This window comes from Streptomyces luteolus (assembly GCF_029968015.1).
Lineage (GTDB): Bacteria > Actinomycetota > Actinomycetes > Streptomycetales > Streptomycetaceae > Streptomyces > Streptomyces luteolus.
The window spans coordinates 15645-36756 of sequence record NZ_JASCIS010000012.1; the positions used below are offsets into that span (position 1 = coordinate 15645).

Consider the following 21112-nt stretch of genomic DNA (forward strand, 5'->3'; position numbering starts at 1 on the left):
CCTGCACCCGGCGCGGCGGTGCCCCTTGAGGCGCCGCCGCGCCCCGCACCCGTACGGCCGAACCGAGCCGCGTGCGCACCAGGGAACCAGCACCCTTCGCCTGGCGTTGACCAGGTAGGGAGGGTCCACTGGATGTGGAAGCCAGGAAGACAAGGGTTCCCCCGCCGCACCACCAGGAGGGCGTACCGTGCACCGCCGCTACAACGGTCTGAAGACCGCCGTGCTCCTCGGGGGACTGTCCGCGCTCATCCTCGTCATCGGCAGTTTCTTCGGACGTACGGGCTTGATCGTCGCCCTCTTCGTGGCGCTGGGCACCAATGCGTACGCGTACTGGAACAGCGACAAGCTAGCTCTGAGAGCGATGCGCGCCCGACCGGTGAGCGAGTTCGAGGCCCCCGAGCTGTACCGAATGGTCCGCGAACTCTCCACCCAGGCCCGCCAGCCCATGCCCCGCCTCTACATCTCGCCCACCGAGGCCCCCAACGCGTTCGCGACCGGCCGCAACCCGCGCAACGCGGCGGTGTGCTGCACGGAGGGCATCCTGCGCCTCCTGGACGAGCGCGAACTGCGCGGCGTCATCGGCCACGAACTGAGCCATGTCTACAACCGGGACATCCTGATCTCGTCGGTGGCGGGCGCCCTCGCCTCGGTGATCATGTTCCTGGTCAACTTCGCCTGGCTGATCCCGAGCGGCAACAGCAACCGTGAAGGGCCGGGCATCTTCGGCATGTTGCTGATCATGCTCCTTGGCCCGATCGCCGCCTCGGTGATCCGCCTCGCCATCAGCCGCTCCAGGGAGTACGAGGCGGACTCCTCCGGCGCCCAACTCACCGGCGACCCACTGGCCCTGGCCAGCGCACTGCGCAAACTGGAGCGCGGCACGAAGCAGTTGCCGCTCCCGCCCGAGCCCAAGATCGAGGCGGCCAGCCACATGATGATCGCGAACCCGTTCCGTCCAGGTCAGGGCATGGCGAAACTGTTCTCCACGCATCCGCCGATGGCGGAGCGCATCGCCCGACTCGAGCAGATGGCAGGACGTCACCAGTGAAAACCATCCTCAACATCATCTGGCTCGTGCTGAGCGGCTTCTGGCTGTTCCTCGGCTATCTCGCCGCGGGCCTGATCCTCTGCATCACGATCATCGGTATCCCCTTCGGGATCGCCTCGTTCCGCATCGGTCTCTTCGCTCTGTGGCCCTTCGGGTACATGGCGGTGGAGCGCCGCGACTCGGGCGCGCCCTCCTGCGTCGGCAACGTCCTGTGGCTGGTGCTCGCCGGGTGGTGGCTCGCCCTGGCCCACATCGTCACGGGCATCGCCCAGTGCCTCACGATCATCGGCATCCCGCTGGGCATCGCCAACTTCAAGCTGATCCCGGTCTCCCTGATGCCCCTGGGCCGCGAGATCGTCCCCACCGACCAGCCCTTCGCCTCCCGCTGACGCGCGTGCACCGGCCGCGATACGCCCTGGTGGCGTACGACCCGTGGGAGGTCGAGTACGGCGACACCTGGGCCCACTGCGTCGACGTGGAGGGCCTCTTCACCGACCCGCCGCCACCGGTGCGCGAGCGCGACGAACTCCTCGGGTGCGCCCGGAGAGGGAGTTGAGCGCGGCCGTCGACCTGGCGCGGGCCGAGGGTTCGGCGCCGATCGGTCCGCTGACCCTGGAACTCCTCGACAAGGCCGGTCGTTCAGTGGGGGAGTGGTGTCTGCAGGACGTGCGTATCCTCGGCGCGCGCCGCATGCCCATAACCTGACGCTGCTCGACGTGACCGTGGAGGGGACCCCCGTCCCCGACCAGCCCGACTATCCACAACGCCCGCTGCTGTCCCCGGGTTTCCGCCTCTGCGGGGACGAACCCTGGGACACCGCGAGGGAGTTGCCCTGGGGCACGGCCAGAGACCTCGCCCGCGTGTACGAAGAGCCGCCCACGCAGCAGGAGACGGCCGTACGCCTCCTCGGCTGCACCCCGCGGAACGCCCTGCGCCGCGCCCTGGACGCGGGCGAGGAGGACCTCGGCAGCGCCGTGCTGAGGCGCCTCGACCGCTTCGGCGAACCCGTCCAGGACGCCGTCGAGGGCGAGGTCACCACCTGGATCCCGTCCGCCCGCGGGCCCGGCCGGGTCGACCTCACCCTGCAACCCCTGGCGGAGCGACCGCCGTCGGCCGCCCACGACGTGTGGGAGCTGTGGGCCGACGGCCGCCCAGGCCTGCCCAACCTCTGGGCGCGCTGCGACGAGCCGGGCCGCCGCTTCTGGCTCACCACCGCCCTCGCCAACCGCGCCCGCACCGCCGAGGACGCGGCACCGGGCACCACGTTCCACCTCGACGGCCGGCACATCATCGACGAGGCCGCGTTCTTCTGCGCCCTGGGCGAGGCGGTCAACGGGCCGGGAGGCTACTTCGGTTGGGGCCTCGACGCCCTCGCCGACTGCCTCTGCGGCCACTTCGGCGCGCGTCGCCCCTTCGCCCTCGTCTGGCACGACGCACACATCGCCCGCCGCTGCCTGGCCTTCAGCCCGACAGCCAGGCACCGCCCGTATGCCCAGGCACCGCCCGTATGCCCAGGCACCGCCCGACAGCCAGGCACCGCCCGTGTGTCATGCACCGCACCACGTCGGCCCTCGCAACCACGCGTACCCCGGCCGACGTCTTCACGGATGACACAACGACGACGTGACGACGCGACGGCGCGATGGCGCGACGATGAGACGAAGCCACGTCGCGACGTCGCCGAACCGCACCGCAGACGCACGTAAGGAAAGGCAGGTCACGGCCGTATGGGCATCATCAGCTGGATCGTTCTGGGGCTCATCGCCGGAGCCGTCGCCAAGGTCCTGCTGCCCGGCCGCGACCCGGGCGGCCTGATCGGCACGACCCTCATCGGCATCGCGGGAGCCTTCATCGGGGGCTGGGGCTCCGCCCAGTTCCTCGACCGCCCCATCGCGAAGGACTTCTACGACGCCACGACGTGGGTCGCGGCCATCGGTGGCTCCCTCGTACTGCTCATCGCGTACCGCCTGCTCTTCGGCCACTCCCGCTCCCGCTGAGCCCGGCCCGGCGACGAGACCGCCACCGGCATCCACCAGCGCCATCGGTACGCGAAAGGGCGGACACCCCATCGGTTGTCCGCCCTTTCGCGACTGCTCAGAACGCGCTCAACGCGCGCGTGCTTACCGGTAGTTCACAAACTGCAGCGCGAATTCGAAGTCCTGGCCCTTCAGAAGTGCGATCACGGACTGCAGGTCGTCACGGCTCTTCGAGGTCACCCGCAGCTCGTCACCCTGCACCTGGGCCTTCACGCCCTTCGGGCCCTCGTCGCGGATGATCTTCGCGACCTTCTTGGCGTTCTCCTGGGAGATGCCCTCCTCGATAGAGGCGAAGATCTTGTACTCCTTGCCGGAGACCTGCGGCTCGCCCGCGTCCAGCGACTTCAGCGAGATGCCCCGCTTCACCAGCTTGGACTGGAAGACGTCGAGGATCGCCTTGACCCGCTCCTCGGAGTTCGCCTGCATCAGGATCTTCTCGCCGGACCAGGCGATCGAGGCACCGACGTTCTTGAAGTCGTAGCGCTGGGAGATCTCCTTGGCGGCCTGGTTGAGGGCGTTGTCGACCTCCTGCCGCTCGACCTTCGAGACGATGTCGAAACTGGAGTCGGCCATGTCCTGTGGCTCCTTGTATCGGGGTGCGTAGGGGTGCGGCCGGTAGTGCCGGACCGCACCGCAAGCCTAGTCACCACCCCCGCGCCCGGCCGCGATCTATCGGGTGGCGAAGCACCCCCGGGCATCAGGTATCGTTTACGTCGTTGCCACGGAGCAGCCGCAAGGCCGCTTCACGCAGCACCCCAGGCGGTGTGCCCGAGCGGCCAAAGGGAGCAGACTGTAAATCTGCCGGCTTCGCCTTCCCAGGTTCGAATCCTGGCGCCGCCACACTTGGGGAAAGCCCCCTCCGAACTGCGGAAACGCAGAGCGGAGGGGGTTTCTTCGTATACAGGGGGTTTCTTCGTATACGAGGGGGTTCTTCGTGTACCCGGAGCTCCGCCCTCCGCCGTCCCCGCCCCCGCCATCGATCAAGCCGCAGCAGCCCGGAACGTGCTGGGGCTCAACCCCTTGTGGCGTTTGAACGCGGCGCTGAAGCCGAAAGCGTCGGCGTAGCCCACGGACTTGGCGATCCGGGCGATGCTGAGGTCCGTGTCGGCCAGGAGGGACTCGGCGTCGGCCATACGGCACTCGGTGAGGTAGGCGAGGGGCGGGCGGCCCATCAGTTCGGTGAAGCGCCTGGCGAACAGCGCCCGGGAGACGCCGGATTGAGCGGCCAGCGACGCCACCGTCCATGCCTCGGCAGGCCGGTCGTGGAAGGCGTGCAGGGCAGGGGCGAGGACCGGATCGGCGAGGCCTCGATACCAGCTGGGCGCGTCGGCGCCCGCCTGGTCGAACCAGGTGCGCAGCGTGCACACCAGGGCCCAGTCGAGGAGCCGGTCCATCAGGGCCTGTGAACCGGCGGAGCGCTGGGCGGCGTCGGCCGCGGCGGTCTCCAGCCAGGCGCAGACCTCGACGTCCTCGTTGACCACCAGGACGGGCGGCAGCGCGCGCAGAAGCCGTTCATGGCGATGGCCCGAGGCGCGGTAGGCACCCACGATCAGTGCGGTCGCCCCGTCCGGGTCGGTGCCCCAGTGGATACCGCCGAGCTCCTCGGCCGTGCACTCGGTAGGCGTTGTGAAGCAGGCGATCTCGTACTCGGCATGAGGGCGGCGGACCGTGCCGGGCTCGTCCGCGAGAAGGAACGGTGCGGGGTCGCGCACGATGGCCGTGTCACCCACGCCGACCGCCCGATCGGTGCCGTCGGGCAGCAGCAGAGTGCCACCCCCGCGCAGCACGCTGACCATGGTGAGCGGTGCCTCGTCGGTGAAGCGGATGGTCCAGGGCGCCGTCAGTACGGCGTGGCTGACGACCGAGCCCTCGGCCCGGATGCCGCCCAGCAATGAACTCAAGGGATCCACAGAGACATCGTAGACGCTGTAGACGATCTCCTATGTCTTGGAGGGTTTCTCCCATGGATCATCTACGGGTCCGCGGCTGTACTGGACTCACCGAATGGATCGGGACCACATCGAGCCAGCAGGAGAGACAGTGCCGCAGCACAGCAGTGACGCCAGGAAAGCCCTTGTGGTCGTCGCACACCACCGCAGCGATTCCCTCACCGCGCACACCGCCCGTCGTACGGCCGCACAGCTCGAAACCGCCGGATACCGCATCGACCTGCTCGATCTGCACGCCGAGGGGTTCGACCCGCGGATGAACGTGGCGGACCAGCCGGACTGGGGCAACCGGGAGAAGGCGTACTCGGACGAGACGCACGCCCATATGCAGCGCATTCTCGACGCCGATGTCGTCGTCGCCGTCTTCCCGGTGTACTGGCAGAGCGTGCCCGCGATCCTCAAGGGGTGGATCGACCGCGTATGGAACTACGGCTTCGCGTACGGACGCAGCAAGCCCCGCCTCGCGGGCAAGCGCATGCTGTGGCTCGGCCTGGCCGGCGCCACCGCCGACGACCCCATCGCGGAGGCCATGCAGTCGGTTCTCGAGGCCAACCTCAGTGAAGGCATCGCCTATTACTGCGGTTTCTCCCACTCCTCCGTCGGCCTGCTCCTCGACGCGGAGGAGCGCCCGCAGCGCGTCGACGCCGAGGGTAATCTGCTGGTCGGCGAAGCGGTCGCCGGGGCTGAGCGGGAGGCCCAGTACGCCGATTTCGACCGCCGCGCAGGGGAGTTCGTAGAAGGGTTCCTCACGGAGGAGCTGGTGGCGGCCTGACGGCCCGCGGCGCGAGTTCGTCGGGTGACCGGCTTACGGCGACCGGCTTACGGCGACCGGCTTACGGCGACGGGCTTACGACGACGGGCTTACGACGACGGGCATACGGCGATGGGCTTACGGCGACGGGCTGACGGCGACAGGCGAGACCTGCCGCCGTCAGCCGGTCACCCTGAGGCCTCCGAGTCCCCCGAGTCCCCCGAGTCCCCCGAGTCCCCCGAGTCCCCCGAGCCCCCAGGTCGAGCCAGCGCGAGCATCGCCCCCGCCACCGTGTCCACCGCCTTCTCCGGGATCGCCCCGGCCCCCTCCTCCAGTACGAGCAGCCGGGCCCCGGGGATCTCCCGGGCGGTCGCCTCGCCGTTGCCGACGGGGAAGAAGCGGTCGCGCCGCCCGTGCACGACCAGCGTGGGGACCGCGATCCCGGGCAGCCGCTCGCGCCACCTGGGCGTGCAGTCGAGCCGCGAGAACACCATGCCCAACTGGTTGGCCATCTGGACGGAGGGCGCGACGCCGGGCGTACGGTCCCAGACGCGCGCGGCGGTCGTACGTGCCGCACCGGGGTCGTCGCCGAGGATCTCTGCGCCGGAGGCCGCGAACTCCGCCACCGCATCGCGGTCGGACCAGTCGGGCATCGGCTGTGCGAACAGCCGCCCCATCGCGGCCTCGTCGTGGTCGGGGAGGTCGTTGTCGGGCGGGCCGGGCGCCACCGCGCGCGTACCGGCCAAGGTAAGCGCCGAGAACGCCTCGGGGTGGTCGAGGACCGCCACCTGGGCGACCATTCCGCCGACCCCGATCCCCGCGAGGTGCGCGGGCCCGCCGCCGAGCGCCTCGACCAGTGCGGCGGCGTCGGCGGCCAGGTCGCGCAGGGTGTACGCGGGCGCCTCCGGGTCCGCCGTCGTCGACTCGCCGCTGTCCCGCAGGTCGTAGCGCACTACGCGGCGGCCGCCGGCGGCCAGACGGGCGCAGAGGGCGTCCGGCCAGGAGAGCATCGTCGTCCCGCCCGCGAGCAGGACCAGGGGCGCGTTCTCGTCGCCGAAGGACTCGATGCCCAGGGCGACTCCGTTGGCGTTGACCGTAGTCATCGTTTCACCGTAGGCGCCCGGCATACGGGACGCGCCCGAAACCGCCACACCGGCCGGGCGCCGAACGCCGAACGCCGACCCCGACCCCGACCCCCGAACCACAGCACCGGGAACGCCCCCCGACCGTGATCCCGATCGGGCCACGCGTCAGTTGCCCGCGACGTCCTTGACCGCCACCGTGACCGGCGTCGGGCCGCTCACCAGCTCCAGGGTCAGGCCCACCGTTCCGGGGGTGTCCACCAGCTCCGCGAGCACCGCCGCCACATCGTCGCGGGGGATCGGGCCGCGGCCCGTCGAGGCCTCCAGGCGGACCTGTCCCGTACCGGCGTCGTTGGTGAGCATGCCGGGCTTGAGAATCGTCCAGTCCAGGGCGTCGCGGCCGCGCACGTACGCGTCGGCCTCACCCTTGGCGCGCAGGTACGCGTCGAAGACCTCGTCGCCCTTGTGGCCGGGGTCGGCGCCCATCGACGACACCACCACGTACCGCCGCACCCCGGCCCGTTCCGCGGCCTCGGCGAACAGCACCGCCGCGCCCCGGTCCACCGTGTCCTTGCGGCCCACGCCGCTGCCCGGGCCCGCGCCGGCCGCGAACACCGCCGCGCCCGCGCCCTGCAGATGAGCGGCGACCTCCTCCACCGACGCCGACTCCAGATCGCACAACACCGGCTCGGCGCCCGCCTCCCGCAGGTCGTCGCCCTGCCCGGGGTTGCGGATCAGGCCCGCGACCTCGTATCCGCGAGCGGCGAGCAGGCGCTCCAGCCGCAACGCGATCTGACCATGTCCACCAGCGATGACAATCCGCATGATTCCGACCGTACGCCGCGTCGGCCGAAGCCGCCGTGCAACCCGAGCCGCACCTCGGGCGTCTCATGAATGTTCATCTTCAAGAGGAGCCCGTCATCAGCGCCATACGCAAGACCCTGATCGCCACCGGCTGCGCCGCCGCCGTCCTTACGAGCGCCACCGCCTGCGACCCCGTCGAGAACGCCTCCGCGGCACATCAGGTCGACGAAGCCGTCGAGCAGCTCGGTGAACAGCGTTCGCTCACCGTCGAGTTCGGCCTGGACGCGGACGCGGCCACGCTCGAGAAGCTCATCCAGGACAGCGAGGACAGGCAGGACCCGCAGGAACAGGAAGGGGAGGGCGCGGAGAGCGGTGGCGGCGACGGCCCGCCGCCCGGCTTCGGCGCCTTCCTCAGCAAGGCCCGCGTCCAGATGTCCCTGCAGTCCGAAAAGCCCCTGGCCGACGCGGAGGAGAAGGATTTCACCGGTACGTCGATGCGCATCACCGGCGCCGACGGAACCCTGCTCGAGTACCGCGCCCTGGGCGAAGACATGTACTACCGCGCCGACTTGGCCGCCTTCGGCAAGCTGGCGGACACCCCGATGCCCTCGGCCGCCGACCTCCCCGAGGAGGCGGGTGCCCTGCGCAGCGCTCTCCAGGGCAAGTGGGTCAAGGTCGACCCGAAGATGCTGCCTGGGCCGGCCCGGGATGAGCCCGCCATCGACGAGAAGACGCAGGCCAAGCTCCTCAAGGGCATCCGCCGGGTCCTCGCGCGCGAGGTCAGGTTCAAGGAGCACGGCGACTCCGACGGCACGTCCCGGATCACCGCGAAGGCCAACGCCCGCTCCCTCCTCACGCGCCTCGCCGACAAGCTGGAGCCGATGGCGGGCGATCTGCCCCCGGGCACGGAGCTGCCGACGGCCGAGGACTTCAAGTCGGTCCCGAAGAAGCAGGTGAAGGTCGACTTCGTGCTGAAGGACGGCAAGTTGCGCAAGATCACGTTCGATCTCGCCCAACTCGCGGACAAGTCCGACGGCTTGGAGAAGGGCACCAAGCTGCCGCTGACGATGAAGTTCGGCAAGGCGCCGAAGATCGAGCGCCCGGCCGAGGCCACCGAACTGACCATGTCCGACCTGATGTTCATCGCCGGCTCCCAGTCCGCCATGCGCTGACCCAGCCGCTCGTACCGCAACGCAGCAGTCTGCAGTCTGCACGCGCGCGTGGCACGGACAAGAGCCAGGAAAACCGCCACCGGTCCGTACGCTCGAAAACCGCCACCGGTCCGTACGCTCGAAAACCGTCACCACGCGCGCGTGCAGCCTCAAGCCCGCACCGCACACCCGAACCCGGCACTACGCGCGCGTGCAGCGCCTCAAGCCGTGCCCCCGGCGCCCTTCACCCGCCCCTGCCGCGGCAGATCGAGCGCCACGGCGACCGCCGAGTCGCAGTACTCCCGTACCGCACTGGTCCGCGCCACCACCCGCCCCCGGTGCACCACGATCCGGCTGTACGCGAGCGACAGCACCCCCGAGAGCCGCGCGCCCCGGACCGCGAGCAGCTCGGCGGGGAACCCCGCCTCCACGCGCACCTCCGGCAGGCCCATCGCCTCCCGAGCGACCGAACTCACCGCCGCGTACGCCTCATCGGTGTCGAGGCCGTGCTGCGCGGCAAGGAGGTACGCGGCTTCCATCGGGTCCCCGCGCCCGACCGGGTTGGCCGCGTCGCGCAACGCCCCACTTCCCGCGCCCACCCGCACCCCGGCCGCCCTGAGCAGCCGTACGGGAGCCGCTGAGCAGCCGCGCCGCTCCAGGCCCCCGCAGTCGCCCTGCGGCAGGCACACGACGGAGACACCGGCCGCGGCGAGCGCCTCGGCGCTGCGCGCGGCCACCGCCGCCGGCATCCGTCCGAGCCCGCCGCACGGCCCGACGCTCACCCCGGACCGCAGCCCGCCCGCCACGGCGGCGAGGCGCGCGAGCCGGGCCGGATCCGCGCCGTCGGTGTGCAGGTCCACGGGACAGCCATGCTCGGCGGCGACTTCGAGGACCGCCTCCACGTACCCCGTGGGGTCCGGATCCAGGTCGGGGCAACCGCCCACCACAGAGGCGCCCATTTTCACGGCGTCCCGCAGCATCGCCAGGCCGTCGGCGCCGGCGATCCCGGTGAGCAGCCGCGGAACGGCGACGGTCGTGAGGTCCGTCAGCCCGCGCAGCGACCGGCGGGCCTGCAGCGACGCCTCCAACGCGCCGAGCCCCTGCACGTCCCCGATCCGCACATGGCTGCGCAACGCCGTCGCGCCGTGGCCGAGTTGCAGCAGCGCCGCCTCCGTGGTGCGCCGCTGGACGTCCCGCACCTCGTGACCGACCGGCCCGTCGCCGTCCGCGGTGAGTGCCGTGTCGCTGTGCGCGTGCGGCTCGGCGGGCGCGGGCAGCAGCAGGTACCCGTCGAGGTCCACGCGCGCGGTGTGCGCGGTCAGACTGCCCGCGGTGCCGACCGCCTCGATGCGCCCCCTGCCGAGCCGTACGTCCACGGTCCTGCCGTCGACGAGAGTGGCTCCGCAGAGCAGAAGCGAGGCCGTGTCCTCGGCGGCGCCTTCATGGTGCGGTGGCTGCGGCTGGCTGTCGGGCATCGCGCTCCTGGGCGTGGTTCGAGCGGTCAGGACCACGCGGCGTTCGATCAAGATCACGCAGCGTGTCCCGAGCCTAGGGCGCCGATCACGCCCCTTCGCGGAGGAGCCGAATAGTCGTACCGGTGTGGTGCACGAGCAGGGAAGGGGCCTCGGAGACGGGTGCGGTGACATGCGCGGAGATCGTCGTCCCGGGGCCCCTGAAACGGATTTGGGCGAACGGCAGCCGACCGTGTAATGTCTTCATCGCTCGCCCCAATAGCTCAGTCGGTAGAGCGTCTCCATGGTAAGGAGAAGGTCTGCGGTTCGATTCCGCATTGGGGCTCTGATGTGCGGATCCCTCACCTCCGGGTGAGGGCCTCGCATCAAAGCGGTGTAGCTCAGTCGGTAGAGCAAGCGGCTCATAATCGCTGTGTCACCGGTTCAAGTCCGGTCACCGCTACTGACAGTAGCCGATTGTGGGGTCGGTCCTCCGGTCGGCTACTCTTTTCTGCGTTCATCCGTTTTATTCGTCCATCCGTCCGTCAAGGAGCACTCACGTGGCTGCCACAGACGTCCGCCCGAAGATCACGCTGGCCTGCGTGGAGTGCAAGGAGCGGAACTACATCACCAAGAAGAACCGGCGCAACAACCCGGACCGTCTTGAGATGAAGAAGCACTGCCCGCGCTGCAACTCGCACACGGCGCACCGCGAAACGCGCTGAATCAGGCTCGCATGCGAGGCCGTCCCCTTTTCAGGGGGCGGCCTCGTGTCGTTACCGCCCGTGATCGCCGACGCGGGCGAGCAGGAACTGCGGAATACCGCGAAAAGCACAGGAGGTGCCGAGTCCATGGCGCTCGACCAGTCCTTCGTGGGGCGGACCTACCCGCCCACCGACCCCTATGAGGTCGGCCGCGAGAAGATCCGTGAATTCGCGGAGGCGGTCGGTGACGCGAATCCGGCGTACACCGACACCGAGGCGGCCAAGGCCTACGGCCACCCCGATGTGATCGCCCCGCCGACTTTCGTCTTCGCGATCACGTTCAAGGCGGCCGGACAGGTCATCGAGGATCCCCAACTCGGCCTCGACTACAGCCGCGTGGTGCACGGCGACCAGAAGTTCGCGTACACCCGCCCGGTGCGCGCCGGTGACCGCCTCAGCGTCACCTCGACCATCGAGGCGATCAAGTCCATGGCGGGCAACGACATCCTGGACATCCGCGGCGAGGTGCACGACGAGGCAGGCGAACACGTCGTGACCGCGTGGACCAAACTCGTCGCACGCGCGGCAGAGGAGGCGTGACGATGACCACAGCGAGCACGACGGCGAAGATCCGGTACGAGGACGTCGAAGTCGGCACCGAACTCCCCGCGCAGACCTTCCCGGTGACCCGCGCCACCCTGGTGCGCTACGCGGGCGCGTCCGGCGACTTCAACCCGATCCACTGGAACGAGAAGTTCGCCAAGGAGGTCGGCCTGCCCGACGTCATCGCCCACGGCATGTTCACCATGGCCGAGGCGATCCGCGTCGTCACCGACTGGGTGGGCGACCCGGCGGCGGTCGCGGAGTACGGCGTCCGCTTCACCAAGCCGGTCGTCGTCCCGAACGACGACGAGGGCGCGGTCGTAGAGGTCAGCGCCAAGGTCGCGGCCAAGCTCGACGACGACGCCCGCACCGTCCGCGTCGACCTCACCGCCATGAGCGCGGGCCAGAAGGTCCTGGGCATGTCCCGGGCCGTCGTACGCCTCGCCTGAGGCGCATCGCAAGACCCTCCCACGGTCCGGGACCGGCGCTGTCGGTCCCGGACCGTACCCTTGAGCGCGTGCAGCAACTCCACGACGCCCCGCTCGCCCCGCTGACCACCTTCCGGCTCGGCGGGCCCGCCACCCGCCTGATCACCGCGACGACCGACGCCGAGGTGATCGCCGCCGTGCGCGAGGCCGACGCCTCGGGCACCCCCCTGCTCGTCATCGGCGGCGGCAGCAACCTCGTGATCGGCGACAAGGGCTTCTCCGGCACCGCCCTGCGCATCGCCACCGAGGGCTTCGAACTGCACGGCACCAAGCTGGAGTTGGCCGCCGGCGAGGTCTGGACCGACGCCGTCGCGCGCACGGTCGGGGCCGGACTCGCGGGCATCGAGTGCCTCGCCGGAATCCCCGGCTCCGCAGGCGCGACGCCGATCCAGAACGTCGGGGCGTACGGCCAGGAGGTCTCCACGACCATCACGGAGGTCGTGGCGTACGACCGCAGGGCGGGCGAGACCGTCACCCTGCAGAACGCCGACTGCGCGTTCTCGTACCGCCACAGCCGCTTCAAGGCCGACCCCGAGCGCTATGTGGTGCTGCGCGTCCGCTTCGACCTCGAGGACGCGGACGGCCTGAGCGCCCCCGTGAAGTACGCCGAGACCGCCCGTGTCCTGGGCGTCGAGGCGGGGGACCGCGTGCCGCTGGAGAGCGCCCGCGAGACGGTCCTGAAACTGCGGGCGGGCAAGGGCATGGTGCTCGACCCCGAGGACCACGACACCTGGTCGGCCGGTTCGTTCTTCACCAACCCGATCCTCACGGAGGCGGAGTTCACCGCCTTCCACGCGCGCGTGCTGGACCGCCTCGGCCCGGAGATCGCGCCGCCGGCCTTCCCGGACGGGGACGGTCACGTGAAGACCTCGGCGGCCTGGCTCATCGACAAGGCGGGCTTCACGAAGGGGTACGGCGAGGGCCCGGCCCGTATCTCCACCAAGCACACCCTCGCCCTCACCAACCGCGGCGAGGCCACCACCGAGGACCTCCTGATGCTGGCCCGCGAGGTCGTCGCCGGCGTCCGGGCCGCCTTCGGCATCACGCTGGTCAACGAGCCGGTGACGGTGGGCGTCAGCCTGTAGTCGTACGCGGCCCGCTCAGTACGCGACGCTCACGCCCTGCTTCACCGTCGCCGGGTCGTCGATCATCGCCAGCATCGCGTGCGCCACGTCCGCGCGCCCGATGGTGCTGCCACCGCGCAGATTCACGTTCAGGGCCGTGCGATAGGCCCCGGTGACCGGCCTGTCGAGGAGCCTCGGCGGGCGTACGAGCGTCCAGTCGGTGGCGCTGCGCCGGACCTCCGCCTCCATCACCTTCAGGTCGTCGTACACCGGCTTCAGGAGCGTGCTGATCAGCGGCACCATGACGCGGCGGTGCACGAACCTCTGGTCGTCCGGCTCGGGAGCGAGCGGACCGGCGCTCACCGCGAGGAAACGCCGCGTGCCCGTCGCGTCGAGCGCCCGCAGGACCGGACGGGTCAGAGCCGCCGCGATCCCCGTACGGGCGTCCTTGGTGGAGCGGGCTCCGAGGCCGGACAGCACCGCGTCCCGCCCTTCGACCGCCTCCCGCAGGGCCTCGGTGTCCCGCAAGTCCGAACGGAACAGGTCGAGGGCGTCACCGGCCGGACTGAGCCGCGCCGGATCGCGCACCACGGCCGTGACCTGGTGCCCGGCGGCGAGGGCCTGTCTGACGAGCTCCTGGCCGATCCCTCCGGTGGCACCGAAAACAGTGACTTTCATGGCGCATCCTCCCGGGGTGCGGGGGTGGGTAAGTGTTCACTCACCCTCTAGAGTGGGTAAGTATTCACTCACCCGTCAAGCCTCCAGAGGACAGCCCATGCAGAAACCGGCCCGGGAGCGGATCCTCGACGCGGCCCACGAGCTGATGCGCACGATCGGCCTCGCCCGCACCACCACCAAGGAGATCGCCAAGGCGGCCGGCTGCTCGGAAGCGGCGCTCTACAAGCACTTCGCCAGCAAGGAGGAGCTGTTCGTCAGCGTCCTCAAGGAGCGCCTGCCGCAACTGGCTCCACTGATCCACCGCCTCGCCGAAGACCCGGGCGGGCGCACCGTCGAGGAGAACCTCGTCGAGATCACGCACGCGGCCGCGCTCTTCTACGAGCAGAGCTTCCCGATCGCTGGCTCGCTCTACGCCGAGACCCGGCTGCGCCGGCGCCACGTCGCGGCCCTGCGCGAGATGGGCACCGGCCCGCACATGCCCATCATGGGTCTGGACGAGTACCTCAGGGCCGAACAGCGGGCGGGCCGCGTCGCTCCCGAGGCCGACACCTTCGCCGCCGCCTCACTCCTCCTCGGCGCCTGCGCGCAGCGCGCCTTCGCGTACGACGAGGACGGCCCCCAACCGCCCCCTCCCGTACAGGGATTCGCGACCGCCCTCGTTCGTACGCTCTGGCAGGGCATCGCCCCTGAGTCCAGCCGCGGCCGCCGCCCCTAGGTGAGGGGCAGGGCGCGTCTCAGGCGTCTCCCGAGTACGCCCTAGTCGCGCGCGGTGACCGTCAAGGTCAGGCTGTCCGGCACGGCAGCGACGGCGGCGCGCAGGCCTGACGCCAGCTGCGCGCGCGTGGGGCTGCCCGGCTGCGCCGTCCACTCCGCCAGCGCCCAGTGGAACGCGGCGACGAGCACGTCGAGTGCGAGCCGGGGCCGTGGGTCGCCGGCGGTGTCCAGGCGGAACCTGCGCCGCAGTACGTCGAGGGCGGCTCGGCTGGTGCGGTCGCAGAAGGCCAGCCCGTGCGCCCCCATGGAGGGGGTCTCCTCGGCGAGACGCCGACTGCGCAGCACGCGCCGGGCCCAGCCGTCGTCCGTCATACGGTCGAGCGCCCCGTAGAGGCACCCCTCAAGCAGCTCGACGAGCGTGCCGCCCCGCTCGGGCCGGCGGCGTTCCAGTTCCTCGAGGAAGGCCGTCCACAGCTCCTGGGTGGGTTCCATGGCGACGTCTTCCTTGCTGGTGAACGTACGGAAGAACGTGCGCTTCGAGACGTCCACCGCATCGCACAGCTCGTCCAGCGTCACGCCGTCGAAGCCGCGCTCCGTGAACAGGTCGAGGGCGGTCCCCACGAGCGCCTGCCGCGTGCGCCGTTTCTTGCGCTCGCGCAGCGGCAGCCGCGCCTCGGCGGGTGCGGCCGCGCCAGTGGATGCGGTGGATTCCGTGGATTCGGTCGCTGGGGACGACGCGGTGGTCATGGCGGCAGCGTACGCGAGACTCGCTCACAAGCGCGCCACGGCAGCGAATGCCACTTGCAGGCTTCTGCCACTCAGTGGCATAACTGTCTCAGGCAATTCTCTGCCCGAGGAACTCCCGTGCCCCCAGGCCCGCGGAGCCCCCCATCGCTGCCCGAAAGCCCGAAAGCCCGAAAGCCCGAAAGCCCGAAAGCCCGAAAGGTGTCCCCATGCGCGCCCTGCTCGTCGACCGCTCAGCACCCGCAGGACTCAGGCTCGGCACCGCGCCGGAGCCCGAACCCGCACCTCACCAGGCCCTGATCCGGGTGGCCGCGACCTCCTTCAACTACGGCGAGATCAGCCACCTCGTCCCCGAGGCGCCGGAAGGGACCGTCCTCGGGTGGGACGCCGCAGGCGTGGTCGAGCGCGCGGCCGCGGACGGCTCGGGCCCGGCCGTCGGCACCCCCGTCGTCACCCTCGCCCCCGCCGGGGCCTGGGCCGAACTCCGCGCCGTGGACACGGACTTGATCGGCACCGTCCCCGAGGGCGCCGACCTGGGTGCCGTCAGCACGGTCCCGGTGGCCGGCGCCAGCGCCCTGCGGGCCCTGCACCGCATCGGCCCGCTGCTCGGCCGCCGGGTCCTCGTCACCGGCGCCACCGGCGGGGTGGGGCGGTACGCCGTCCAACTGGCCCGCAGGGGCGGCGCGTACGTCGTGGCCGTGACCGGAGACCCGGAAACGCGCGGCGACACCCTGCGCGCACTGGGCGCGCACGAGGTCGTCGGCACACCCGCCGCCGCGTCCGAACCCGTGCACGGCGTCATCGACCTGGTCGGCGGCAAGCAGCTGGTGGAGGCGTACGAGAAGCTGTCGGAGGGCGGCACGCTCGTCGCCGTGGGCCATTCGGCCGGCGAACCCGAACAGTTCCCGTACGGCGCCCTCTTCGGCAACGAGGGCCGACACGACCGCACCGTCGCGAGCTTCTACCTCCTGGGCTGCACGAACCTGGCGCCCGACCTCAGCCTGCTGGCGCAGCAGGTGGCCGCGGGCGAGCTCGACCCCGGCGTCTCCTGGCGCGGCGGCTGGCAGCGAGCCGGAGAGGCCGCCGACGCCCTCCTCGGTCGCCGCCTGCACGGCAAGGCCGTACTGGACCTCGACGCCGCGGCCGCCTGACGGCAGCCGTCAAACCAGCCAGTCGTCGATGCCCGCGAGCAGCTTCTCCCGCACCTCGGCCGGCGCGGCGGAGCCCCGCACCGACTGCCGCGCCAGCTCGGCCAGCTGCGCGTCGCCGAAGCCGTGGTGCTCCCGCGCGATCTTGTACTGGGCGGCCAGCCGTGACCCGAACAGCAGCGGGTCGTCGGCGCCGAGCGCCAACGGGACCCCGGCGTCGTACAACGTCCGCAGCGGTACGTCCTCGGGCTTCTCGTAGACGCCGAGCGCCACGTTGGACGCCGGGCAGACCTCGCAGGTGACGCCGCGTTCGGCGAGTCGTCGCAGCAGCCGCGGGTCCTCGGCCGCGCGCACCCCGTGCCCGATCCGGGTGGCGTGCAGGTCGTCGAGACAGTCACGCACCGACGCCGGGCCGGTCAGCTCCCCGCCGTGCGGCGCCGCCAGCAGCCCGCCGTCCCGCGCGATCGCGAAGGCCCGGTCGAAGTCCCTCGCCATACCGCGTCGTTCGTCGTTGGAGAGCCCGAAACCGACGATGCCCCGGTCCGCGTACCGCACCGCGAGCCGGGCCAGCGTACGGGCGTCCAGCGGGTGCTTCATGCGGTTCGCCGCGACCAGCACCCGCATCCCGAGCCCGGTCTCCCGCGAGGCCGTGTCGACCGCGTCCAGGATGATCTCGAGCGCGGGGATCAGACCGCCGAGCCGAGGCGCGTACGAGGTCGGATCGACCTGGATCTCCAGCCAGCCGGAACCGTCCGCGAGGTCCTCCTGCGCGGCCTCCCGGACCAGGCGCTGGATGTCCTCCGGCTCGCGCAGACAGGACCGCGCCATGTCGTACAGCCGCTGGAAACGGAACCAGCCGCGCTCGTCCGTCGCGCGCAGCTTCGGCGGCTGCCCGGTGGTCAGCGCCTCGGGGAGATGGACCCCGTACTTGTCCGCGAGCTCCAGCAGCGTCGTGGGCCGCATCGACCCGGTGAAGTGCAGGTGCAGATGGGCTTTCGGCAACAGGCTGACGTCACGCACACGCTCCATCCCAGGATCCTGCCGTACGGACGTGCCGTCCCGATAGCCGCTTTCCGCCAAGGAGCCACCAAGGAGTCCTTGCCCGAACGAACGAACGGGCCCCCGGCCGAAGCCGGAGGCCCGTATCGAAAACAGCCTGTATTGAGTGACGAAAACCGTCACTGCAACGCGAAAACCGTCACCGCAACGCGAAAACCGTCGCTGTCAGCGGGCCTCCGCCAGCAACTTCTGGATCCGCGACACGCCCTCGACCAGGTCCTCGTCACCCAGGGCGTACGAGAGCCGCAGGTAGCCAGGCGTACCGAAGGCCTCGCCCGGCACCACGGCGACCTCGACCTCGTCCAGGATCAGCGCGGCCAGCTCGACGGTGGTCAGCGGACGCTTGCCGCGGATCTCCTTGCCGAGCAGGCCCTTCACGGACGGGTACGCGTAGAAGGCGCCTTCCGGCTCCGGGCACAGCACGCCGTCGATGTCGTTGAGCATCTTCACGATGGTCCGGCGGCGCCGGTCGAAGGCCTTCCGCATCTCCGCCACGGCGGTCAGGTCACCGGAGACGGCGGCGATCGCGGCGGCCTGCGCCACGTTGCTCACGTTGGAGGTGGCGTGCGACTGCAGGTTCGTCGCCGCCTTAACGACGTCCTTCGGGCCGATGACCCAGCCCACGCGCCAGCCGGTCATGGCGTACGTCTTGGCGACGCCGTTCACGACGACGCACTTGTCCCGCAGCTCCGGCACGACCACCGGCAGCGAACTGAACTCCGCCTCGCCGTAGACCAGGTGCTCGTAGATCTCGTCGGTCAGGACCCACAGGCCCTTCTCGGCGGCCCAGCGGCCGATCTCCTCGACCTGCGCGCGCGTGTAGACGGCGCCGGTCGGGTTCGACGGGGAGACGAAGAGCAGCACCTTGGTGTTCTCGGTGACGGCCGCTTCCAGCTGCTCGACCGACACCCGGTACCCGGTGGTCTCGTCGGCGGTCACGAAGACCGGCACACCGCCCGCGAGCTGGATCGACTCGGGGTACGTCGTCCAGTACGGGGTCGGGACGATGACCTCGTCGCCCGGGTCGAGGATCGTCGCGAAGGCCTCGTAGATCGCCTGCTTGCCGCCGTTGGTCACCAGGATGTTCGCGGCCTCGACCTCGTAGCCGGAGTCGCGCAGCGTCTTCGCGGCGATCGCGGCCTTCAGCTCGGGGAGCCCGCCGGCCGGCGTGTACCGGTGGTACTTCGGGTTCTTGCAGGCCTCGACGGCCGCCTCGACGATGTAGTCGGGCGTGGGGAAGTCCGGCTCGCCCGCGCCGAATCCGATCACCGGACGGCCGGCGGCCTTGAGGGCCTTGGCCTTGGCGTCGACGGCGAGGGTGGCGGACTCGGAGATCGCGCCGATGCGGGCGGAGATGCGGCGTTCGGTGGGAGAGGTTGCAGCGCTCATGCGGCCCATCGTTCCAGACCGGAAAGACCCCGGGTACACCGGTTTGCCGGAGGGGTGAGGCCCTTTCTGTTCGACGCCGGGCGCGGGACCACGTACACTCATCGCTCGTTGGCCTTCAACGGTCGGCACCCACCGAGCGCACTCCGTGCATCGGTACGGATGCTGTACGTTGGGGGAAAACCAAAGGGTCGTAGCTCAATTGGTAGAGCACTGGTCTCCAAAACCAGCGGTTGGGGGTTCAAGTCCCTCCGGCCCTGCTACACACACCTTTCGCCAGGATGTGTGCGCATGTACGTACTGCAAAGCACCGCCGTGCGGCTCCACCGGGCGCGGCACGGCCACGACCCGGAATCAGGTGAGAGAGAGTGACGGACGCCGTGGGCTCCATCGACACGCCTGATGCCCCGGACGAGGCGACCGATTCGAAGAAGTCCCGCAAGGGCGGAAAGCGCGGCAAGAAGGGTCCTCTGGGCCGCCTCGCGCTTTTCTACCGTCAGATCGTCGCGGAGCTCCGCAAGGTTGTCTGGCCCACTCGCAGCCAGCTCACGACATACACCAGTGTGGTGATTGTCTTCGTTGTCATCATGATCGCCTTGGTGACCGTGCTTGACTATGGCTTCTCGCAGGCCGTCAAGTACGTCTTCGGCTGACAGCCGAGCGGAGGGCGCCGGTCCCGGCGCCCGTTTCGCGCGTTCCACCCATCTGTATCCAGGAAGAAGCAGCCACCGTGTCTGACCCGAACCTGAACGACGCCGTCGAGTCGGCGGAAGCCGCGGAGTCCGTGGAGGACCAGCTCGACATCGTCGAGGCGGCGGACGCCGAGGAGCCGGACCAGGCCGAGGCTGCCGACCTCGCGGCGGGCGAGCCCGCCGAGGAGGCCGCGGTGCAGATCGAGGACGAGGCCGAGGTCGTGGCGGAGACCGCCGAGGACGAGGCTGCCGTCGAGGCCGTCGAAGAGGCCGAGGAAGCCGAGCCGGTCGACCCGATCGCCGCCCTGCGCGAAGAGCTCCGCACGCTCCCCGGCGAGTGGTACGTCATCCACACCTACGCCGGTTACGAGAACCGCGTGAAGACCAACCTCGAGCAGCGCGCCGTCTCGCTGAACGTCGAGGACTTCATCTTCCAGGCCGAGGTGCCGCAGGAAGAGGTCGCGCAGATCAAGAACGGCGAGCGCAAGACCATCCGTCAGAACAAGCTCCCCGGCTACGTCCTGGTGCGCATGGACCTGACGAACGAGTCCTGGGGCGTCGTCCGCAACACCCCCGGTGTCACCGGCTTCGTGGGCAACGCCTACGACCCGTACCCGCTGACGCTTGACGAGATCGTCAAGATGCTCGCCCCGGAGGCCGAGGAGAAGGCCGCCCGCGAGGCCGCCGAGGCCGAGGGCAAGCCGGCTCCGGCCCGCAAGGTCGAGGTGCAGGTCCTGGACTTCGAGGTCGGCGACTCGGTCACCGTCACCGACGGCCCGTTCGCGACGCTGCAGGCGACGATCAACGAGATCAACGCCGACTCGAAGAAGGTCAAGGGCCTCGTCGAGATCTTCGGTCGCGAGACCCCGGTCGAGCTGAGCTTCGACCAGATCCAGAAGAACTGACCCCACAGGGGATCGGACCTTCCGGACCATACGCTTCCGACCAGGTCAGACAGGCTGCCAAAGCCGGTCTGACCTGCTCGGTTTTTAGCCGCACTGCCATACCCGTTATCGTTGTGCGGTATGCCTCCATCCGGATGATCGGATGGCAGGCGGATCACTCTCACTAGGACCCGGAGAGAGCAATGCCTCCCAAGAAGAAGAAGGTCACGGGGCTCATCAAGCTCCAGATCCAGGCCGGTGCCGCCAACCCGGCTCCGCCGGTCGGCCCCGCGCTGGGTCAGCACGGCGTCAACATCATGGAGTTCTGCAAGGCCTACAACGCCGCGACCGAGTCGCAGCGCGGTTGGGTCATCCCGGTGGAGATCACGGTCTACGAGGACCGTTCCTTCACCTTCATCACCAAGACCCCGCCGGCCGCCAAGATGATCCTCAAGGCCGCTGGTGTCGAGAAGGGCTCCGGCGAGCCGCACAAGACCAAGGTCGCCAAGATCACCGAGGCGCAGGTCCGCGAGATCGCCACCACCAAGATGCCCGACCTCAACGCCAATGACCTGGACGCCGCGTCCAAGATCATCGCTGGCACCGCCCGCTCCATGGGCATCACGGTCGAGGGCTGACCTCACCCCCGTTTGACCTGAGTGGCAGGGCCATGCGC

The 21112-nt window shown here is 70.2% G+C and carries 26 protein-coding genes and 4 tRNA genes; 21 read left to right on the top strand and 9 right to left on the bottom strand.

What is annotated here, in order from left to right:
• Nucleotides 1–187: 187 nt before the first annotated feature.
• The 6 genes from htpX to QIT00_RS13830 are packed head-to-tail and all read left to right on the top strand — an operon-like array spanning nt 188 to nt 3045.
• On the top strand, nt 188–1048 hold the full coding sequence (gene htpX / locus QIT00_RS13805) for a zinc metalloprotease HtpX (RefSeq protein WP_282535534.1): 861 nt from the start codon (nt 188–190) through the stop codon (nt 1046–1048).
• The gene (locus QIT00_RS13810) at nt 1045–1437 is read left to right on the top strand and encodes a YccF domain-containing protein (protein WP_282535535.1); all 393 of its coding nucleotides are present in this window, start codon (nt 1045–1047) and stop codon (nt 1435–1437) included. The genes htpX and QIT00_RS13810 overlap by 4 nt, the downstream gene beginning before the upstream one ends.
• A 5-nt stretch (nt 1438–1442) precedes the next feature.
• A complete protein-coding gene (locus QIT00_RS13815; RefSeq protein ID WP_282535536.1) occupies nt 1443–1604 on the top strand; it encodes a hypothetical protein in 162 nt (53 codons plus the stop codon).
• A complete protein-coding gene (locus QIT00_RS13820) occupies nt 1583–1753 on the top strand; it encodes a hypothetical protein (RefSeq protein ID WP_282535537.1) in 171 nt (56 codons plus the stop codon). Before QIT00_RS13815 ends, QIT00_RS13820 begins: the two co-directional genes overlap by 22 nt.
• 11 nt (nt 1754–1764) lie before the next feature.
• Nucleotides 1765–2754, top strand: a complete 990-nt coding sequence (locus QIT00_RS13825; protein ID WP_282535538.1) for a barstar family protein — start codon at nt 1765–1767, stop codon at nt 2752–2754.
• A 21-nt stretch (nt 2755–2775) separates the two neighbouring features.
• On the top strand, nt 2776–3045 hold the full coding sequence (locus QIT00_RS13830; protein WP_282535539.1) for a GlsB/YeaQ/YmgE family stress response membrane protein: 270 nt from the start codon (nt 2776–2778) through the stop codon (nt 3043–3045).
• Between the two features lie 123 nt (nt 3046–3168).
• On the opposite strand, the gene QIT00_RS13835 is transcribed toward QIT00_RS13830, so the two are convergent.
• On the bottom strand, nt 3169–3657 hold the full coding sequence (locus QIT00_RS13835; RefSeq protein WP_282535540.1) for a YajQ family cyclic di-GMP-binding protein: 489 nt from the start codon (nt 3655–3657) through the stop codon (nt 3169–3171).
• A gap of 185 nt (nt 3658–3842) precedes the next feature.
• On the opposite strand from QIT00_RS13835, the gene QIT00_RS13840 reads away from it, so the two are divergent.
• Nucleotides 3843–3924, top strand: a tRNA-Tyr gene (locus tag QIT00_RS13840).
• Between the two features lie 140 nt (nt 3925–4064).
• Here QIT00_RS13840 and QIT00_RS13845 read toward each other — a convergent pair.
• Nucleotides 4065–4994 (bottom strand): AraC family transcriptional regulator, encoded by a 930-nt coding sequence (locus tag QIT00_RS13845; RefSeq protein ID WP_282535541.1) that lies wholly within the window; start codon nt 4992–4994, stop codon nt 4065–4067.
• 94 nt (nt 4995–5088) lie between these two features.
• Here QIT00_RS13845 and QIT00_RS13850 point away from each other — a divergent pair, with 94 nt between their 5' ends.
• Nucleotides 5089–5805: an NAD(P)H oxidoreductase gene (locus QIT00_RS13850; RefSeq protein ID WP_282535542.1), complete on the top strand. Its 717-nt coding sequence runs from the start codon at nt 5089–5091 to the stop codon at nt 5803–5805.
• 167 nt (nt 5806–5972) lie between these two features.
• On the opposite strand, the gene QIT00_RS13855 is transcribed toward QIT00_RS13850, so the two are convergent.
• Both QIT00_RS13855 and QIT00_RS13860 read right to left on the bottom strand, forming a co-directional pair.
• Nucleotides 5973–6887, bottom strand: a complete 915-nt coding sequence (locus QIT00_RS13855) for an alpha/beta fold hydrolase (RefSeq protein WP_282535543.1) — start codon at nt 6885–6887, stop codon at nt 5973–5975.
• Between the two features lie 147 nt (nt 6888–7034).
• The gene (locus QIT00_RS13860) at nt 7035–7691 is read right to left on the bottom strand and encodes an SDR family oxidoreductase (protein ID WP_282535544.1); all 657 of its coding nucleotides are present in this window, start codon (nt 7689–7691) and stop codon (nt 7035–7037) included.
• A gap of 65 nt (nt 7692–7756) precedes the next feature.
• Here QIT00_RS13860 and QIT00_RS13865 point away from each other — a divergent pair, with 65 nt between their 5' ends.
• Nucleotides 7757–8842, top strand: coding sequence for a hypothetical protein (locus tag QIT00_RS13865; protein WP_282535545.1), 1086 nt, complete (start codon nt 7757–7759; stop codon nt 8840–8842).
• Between the two features lie 200 nt (nt 8843–9042).
• Here QIT00_RS13865 and QIT00_RS13870 read toward each other — a convergent pair whose 3' ends face one another.
• Entirely contained in the window at nt 9043–10296 is a 1254-nt protein-coding gene (locus tag QIT00_RS13870) for an amidohydrolase family protein (RefSeq protein WP_282535546.1), read from the bottom strand.
• Nucleotides 10297–10545: 249 nt separating this feature from the next.
• Between QIT00_RS13870 and QIT00_RS13875 the strand changes: the two genes are divergently transcribed.
• The 6 genes from QIT00_RS13875 to QIT00_RS13900 all read left to right on the top strand — a co-directional run bounded on the left by QIT00_RS13875 (nt 10546) and on the right by QIT00_RS13900 (nt 13152).
• Nucleotides 10546–10618: transfer RNA gene (locus QIT00_RS13875), tRNA-Thr, on the top strand.
• A 44-nt stretch (nt 10619–10662) separates the two neighbouring features.
• Nucleotides 10663–10735, top strand: a tRNA-Met gene (locus QIT00_RS13880).
• Between the two features lie 97 nt (nt 10736–10832).
• Entirely contained in the window at nt 10833–10997 is a 165-nt protein-coding gene (rpmG, locus tag QIT00_RS13885) for a 50S ribosomal protein L33 (RefSeq protein ID WP_003956487.1), read from the top strand.
• Nucleotides 10998–11123: 126 nt separating this feature from the next.
• Entirely contained in the window at nt 11124–11576 is a 453-nt protein-coding gene (locus QIT00_RS13890) for a MaoC family dehydratase N-terminal domain-containing protein (RefSeq protein WP_282535683.1), read from the top strand.
• Between the two features lie 2 nt (nt 11577–11578).
• Nucleotides 11579–12028 (top strand): MaoC family dehydratase, encoded by a 450-nt coding sequence (locus tag QIT00_RS13895; protein ID WP_282535547.1) that lies wholly within the window; start codon nt 11579–11581, stop codon nt 12026–12028.
• A 68-nt stretch (nt 12029–12096) separates the two neighbouring features.
• Complete coding sequence (locus QIT00_RS13900; protein WP_282535548.1) at nt 12097–13152, top strand: UDP-N-acetylmuramate dehydrogenase; 1056 nt, start codon at nt 12097–12099, stop codon at nt 13150–13152.
• Between the two features lie 15 nt (nt 13153–13167).
• On the opposite strand, the gene QIT00_RS13905 is transcribed toward QIT00_RS13900, so the two are convergent.
• Complete coding sequence (locus QIT00_RS13905) at nt 13168–13809, bottom strand: NAD(P)-dependent oxidoreductase (protein WP_282535549.1); 642 nt, start codon at nt 13807–13809, stop codon at nt 13168–13170.
• 97 nt (nt 13810–13906) lie between these two features.
• On the opposite strand from QIT00_RS13905, the gene QIT00_RS13910 reads away from it, so the two are divergent.
• Nucleotides 13907–14524 (top strand): TetR/AcrR family transcriptional regulator, encoded by a 618-nt coding sequence (locus tag QIT00_RS13910; RefSeq protein ID WP_282535550.1) that lies wholly within the window; start codon nt 13907–13909, stop codon nt 14522–14524.
• Nucleotides 14525–14565: 41 nt separating this feature from the next.
• On the opposite strand, the gene QIT00_RS13915 is transcribed toward QIT00_RS13910, so the two are convergent.
• Entirely contained in the window at nt 14566–15270 is a 705-nt protein-coding gene (locus QIT00_RS13915) for a TetR/AcrR family transcriptional regulator (protein ID WP_282535551.1), read from the bottom strand.
• Nucleotides 15271–15476: 206 nt separating this feature from the next.
• Here QIT00_RS13915 and QIT00_RS13920 point away from each other — a divergent pair, with 206 nt between their 5' ends.
• Nucleotides 15477–16418, top strand: a complete 942-nt coding sequence (locus QIT00_RS13920) for a zinc-binding dehydrogenase (RefSeq protein WP_282535552.1) — start codon at nt 15477–15479, stop codon at nt 16416–16418.
• A 9-nt stretch (nt 16419–16427) separates the two neighbouring features.
• On the opposite strand, the gene QIT00_RS13925 is transcribed toward QIT00_RS13920, so the two are convergent.
• Entirely contained in the window at nt 16428–17444 is a 1017-nt protein-coding gene (locus tag QIT00_RS13925; RefSeq protein WP_282535553.1) for an adenosine deaminase, read from the bottom strand.
• A 195-nt stretch (nt 17445–17639) separates the two neighbouring features.
• On the bottom strand, nt 17640–18863 hold the full coding sequence (locus QIT00_RS13930; protein WP_282535554.1) for a pyridoxal phosphate-dependent aminotransferase: 1224 nt from the start codon (nt 18861–18863) through the stop codon (nt 17640–17642).
• A 184-nt stretch (nt 18864–19047) separates the two neighbouring features.
• Between QIT00_RS13930 and QIT00_RS13935 the strand changes: the two genes are divergently transcribed.
• The 4 genes from QIT00_RS13935 to rplK all read left to right on the top strand — a co-directional run bounded on the left by QIT00_RS13935 (nt 19048) and on the right by rplK (nt 21074).
• Nucleotides 19048–19120, top strand: a tRNA-Trp gene (locus QIT00_RS13935).
• A gap of 108 nt (nt 19121–19228) precedes the next feature.
• Nucleotides 19229–19513 carry a preprotein translocase subunit SecE gene (gene secE, locus QIT00_RS13940; RefSeq protein ID WP_282535555.1) on the top strand — a complete coding sequence of 95 codons (285 nt, stop codon included), beginning with the start codon at nt 19229–19231 and terminating at the stop codon, nt 19511–19513.
• A 77-nt stretch (nt 19514–19590) separates the two neighbouring features.
• Nucleotides 19591–20457: a transcription termination/antitermination protein NusG gene (gene nusG / locus QIT00_RS13945; RefSeq protein ID WP_282535556.1), complete on the top strand. Its 867-nt coding sequence runs from the start codon at nt 19591–19593 to the stop codon at nt 20455–20457.
• A gap of 182 nt (nt 20458–20639) precedes the next feature.
• Entirely contained in the window at nt 20640–21074 is a 435-nt protein-coding gene (rplK, locus tag QIT00_RS13950; protein WP_016645192.1) for a 50S ribosomal protein L11, read from the top strand.
• Nucleotides 21075–21112: the final 38 nt, after the last annotated feature.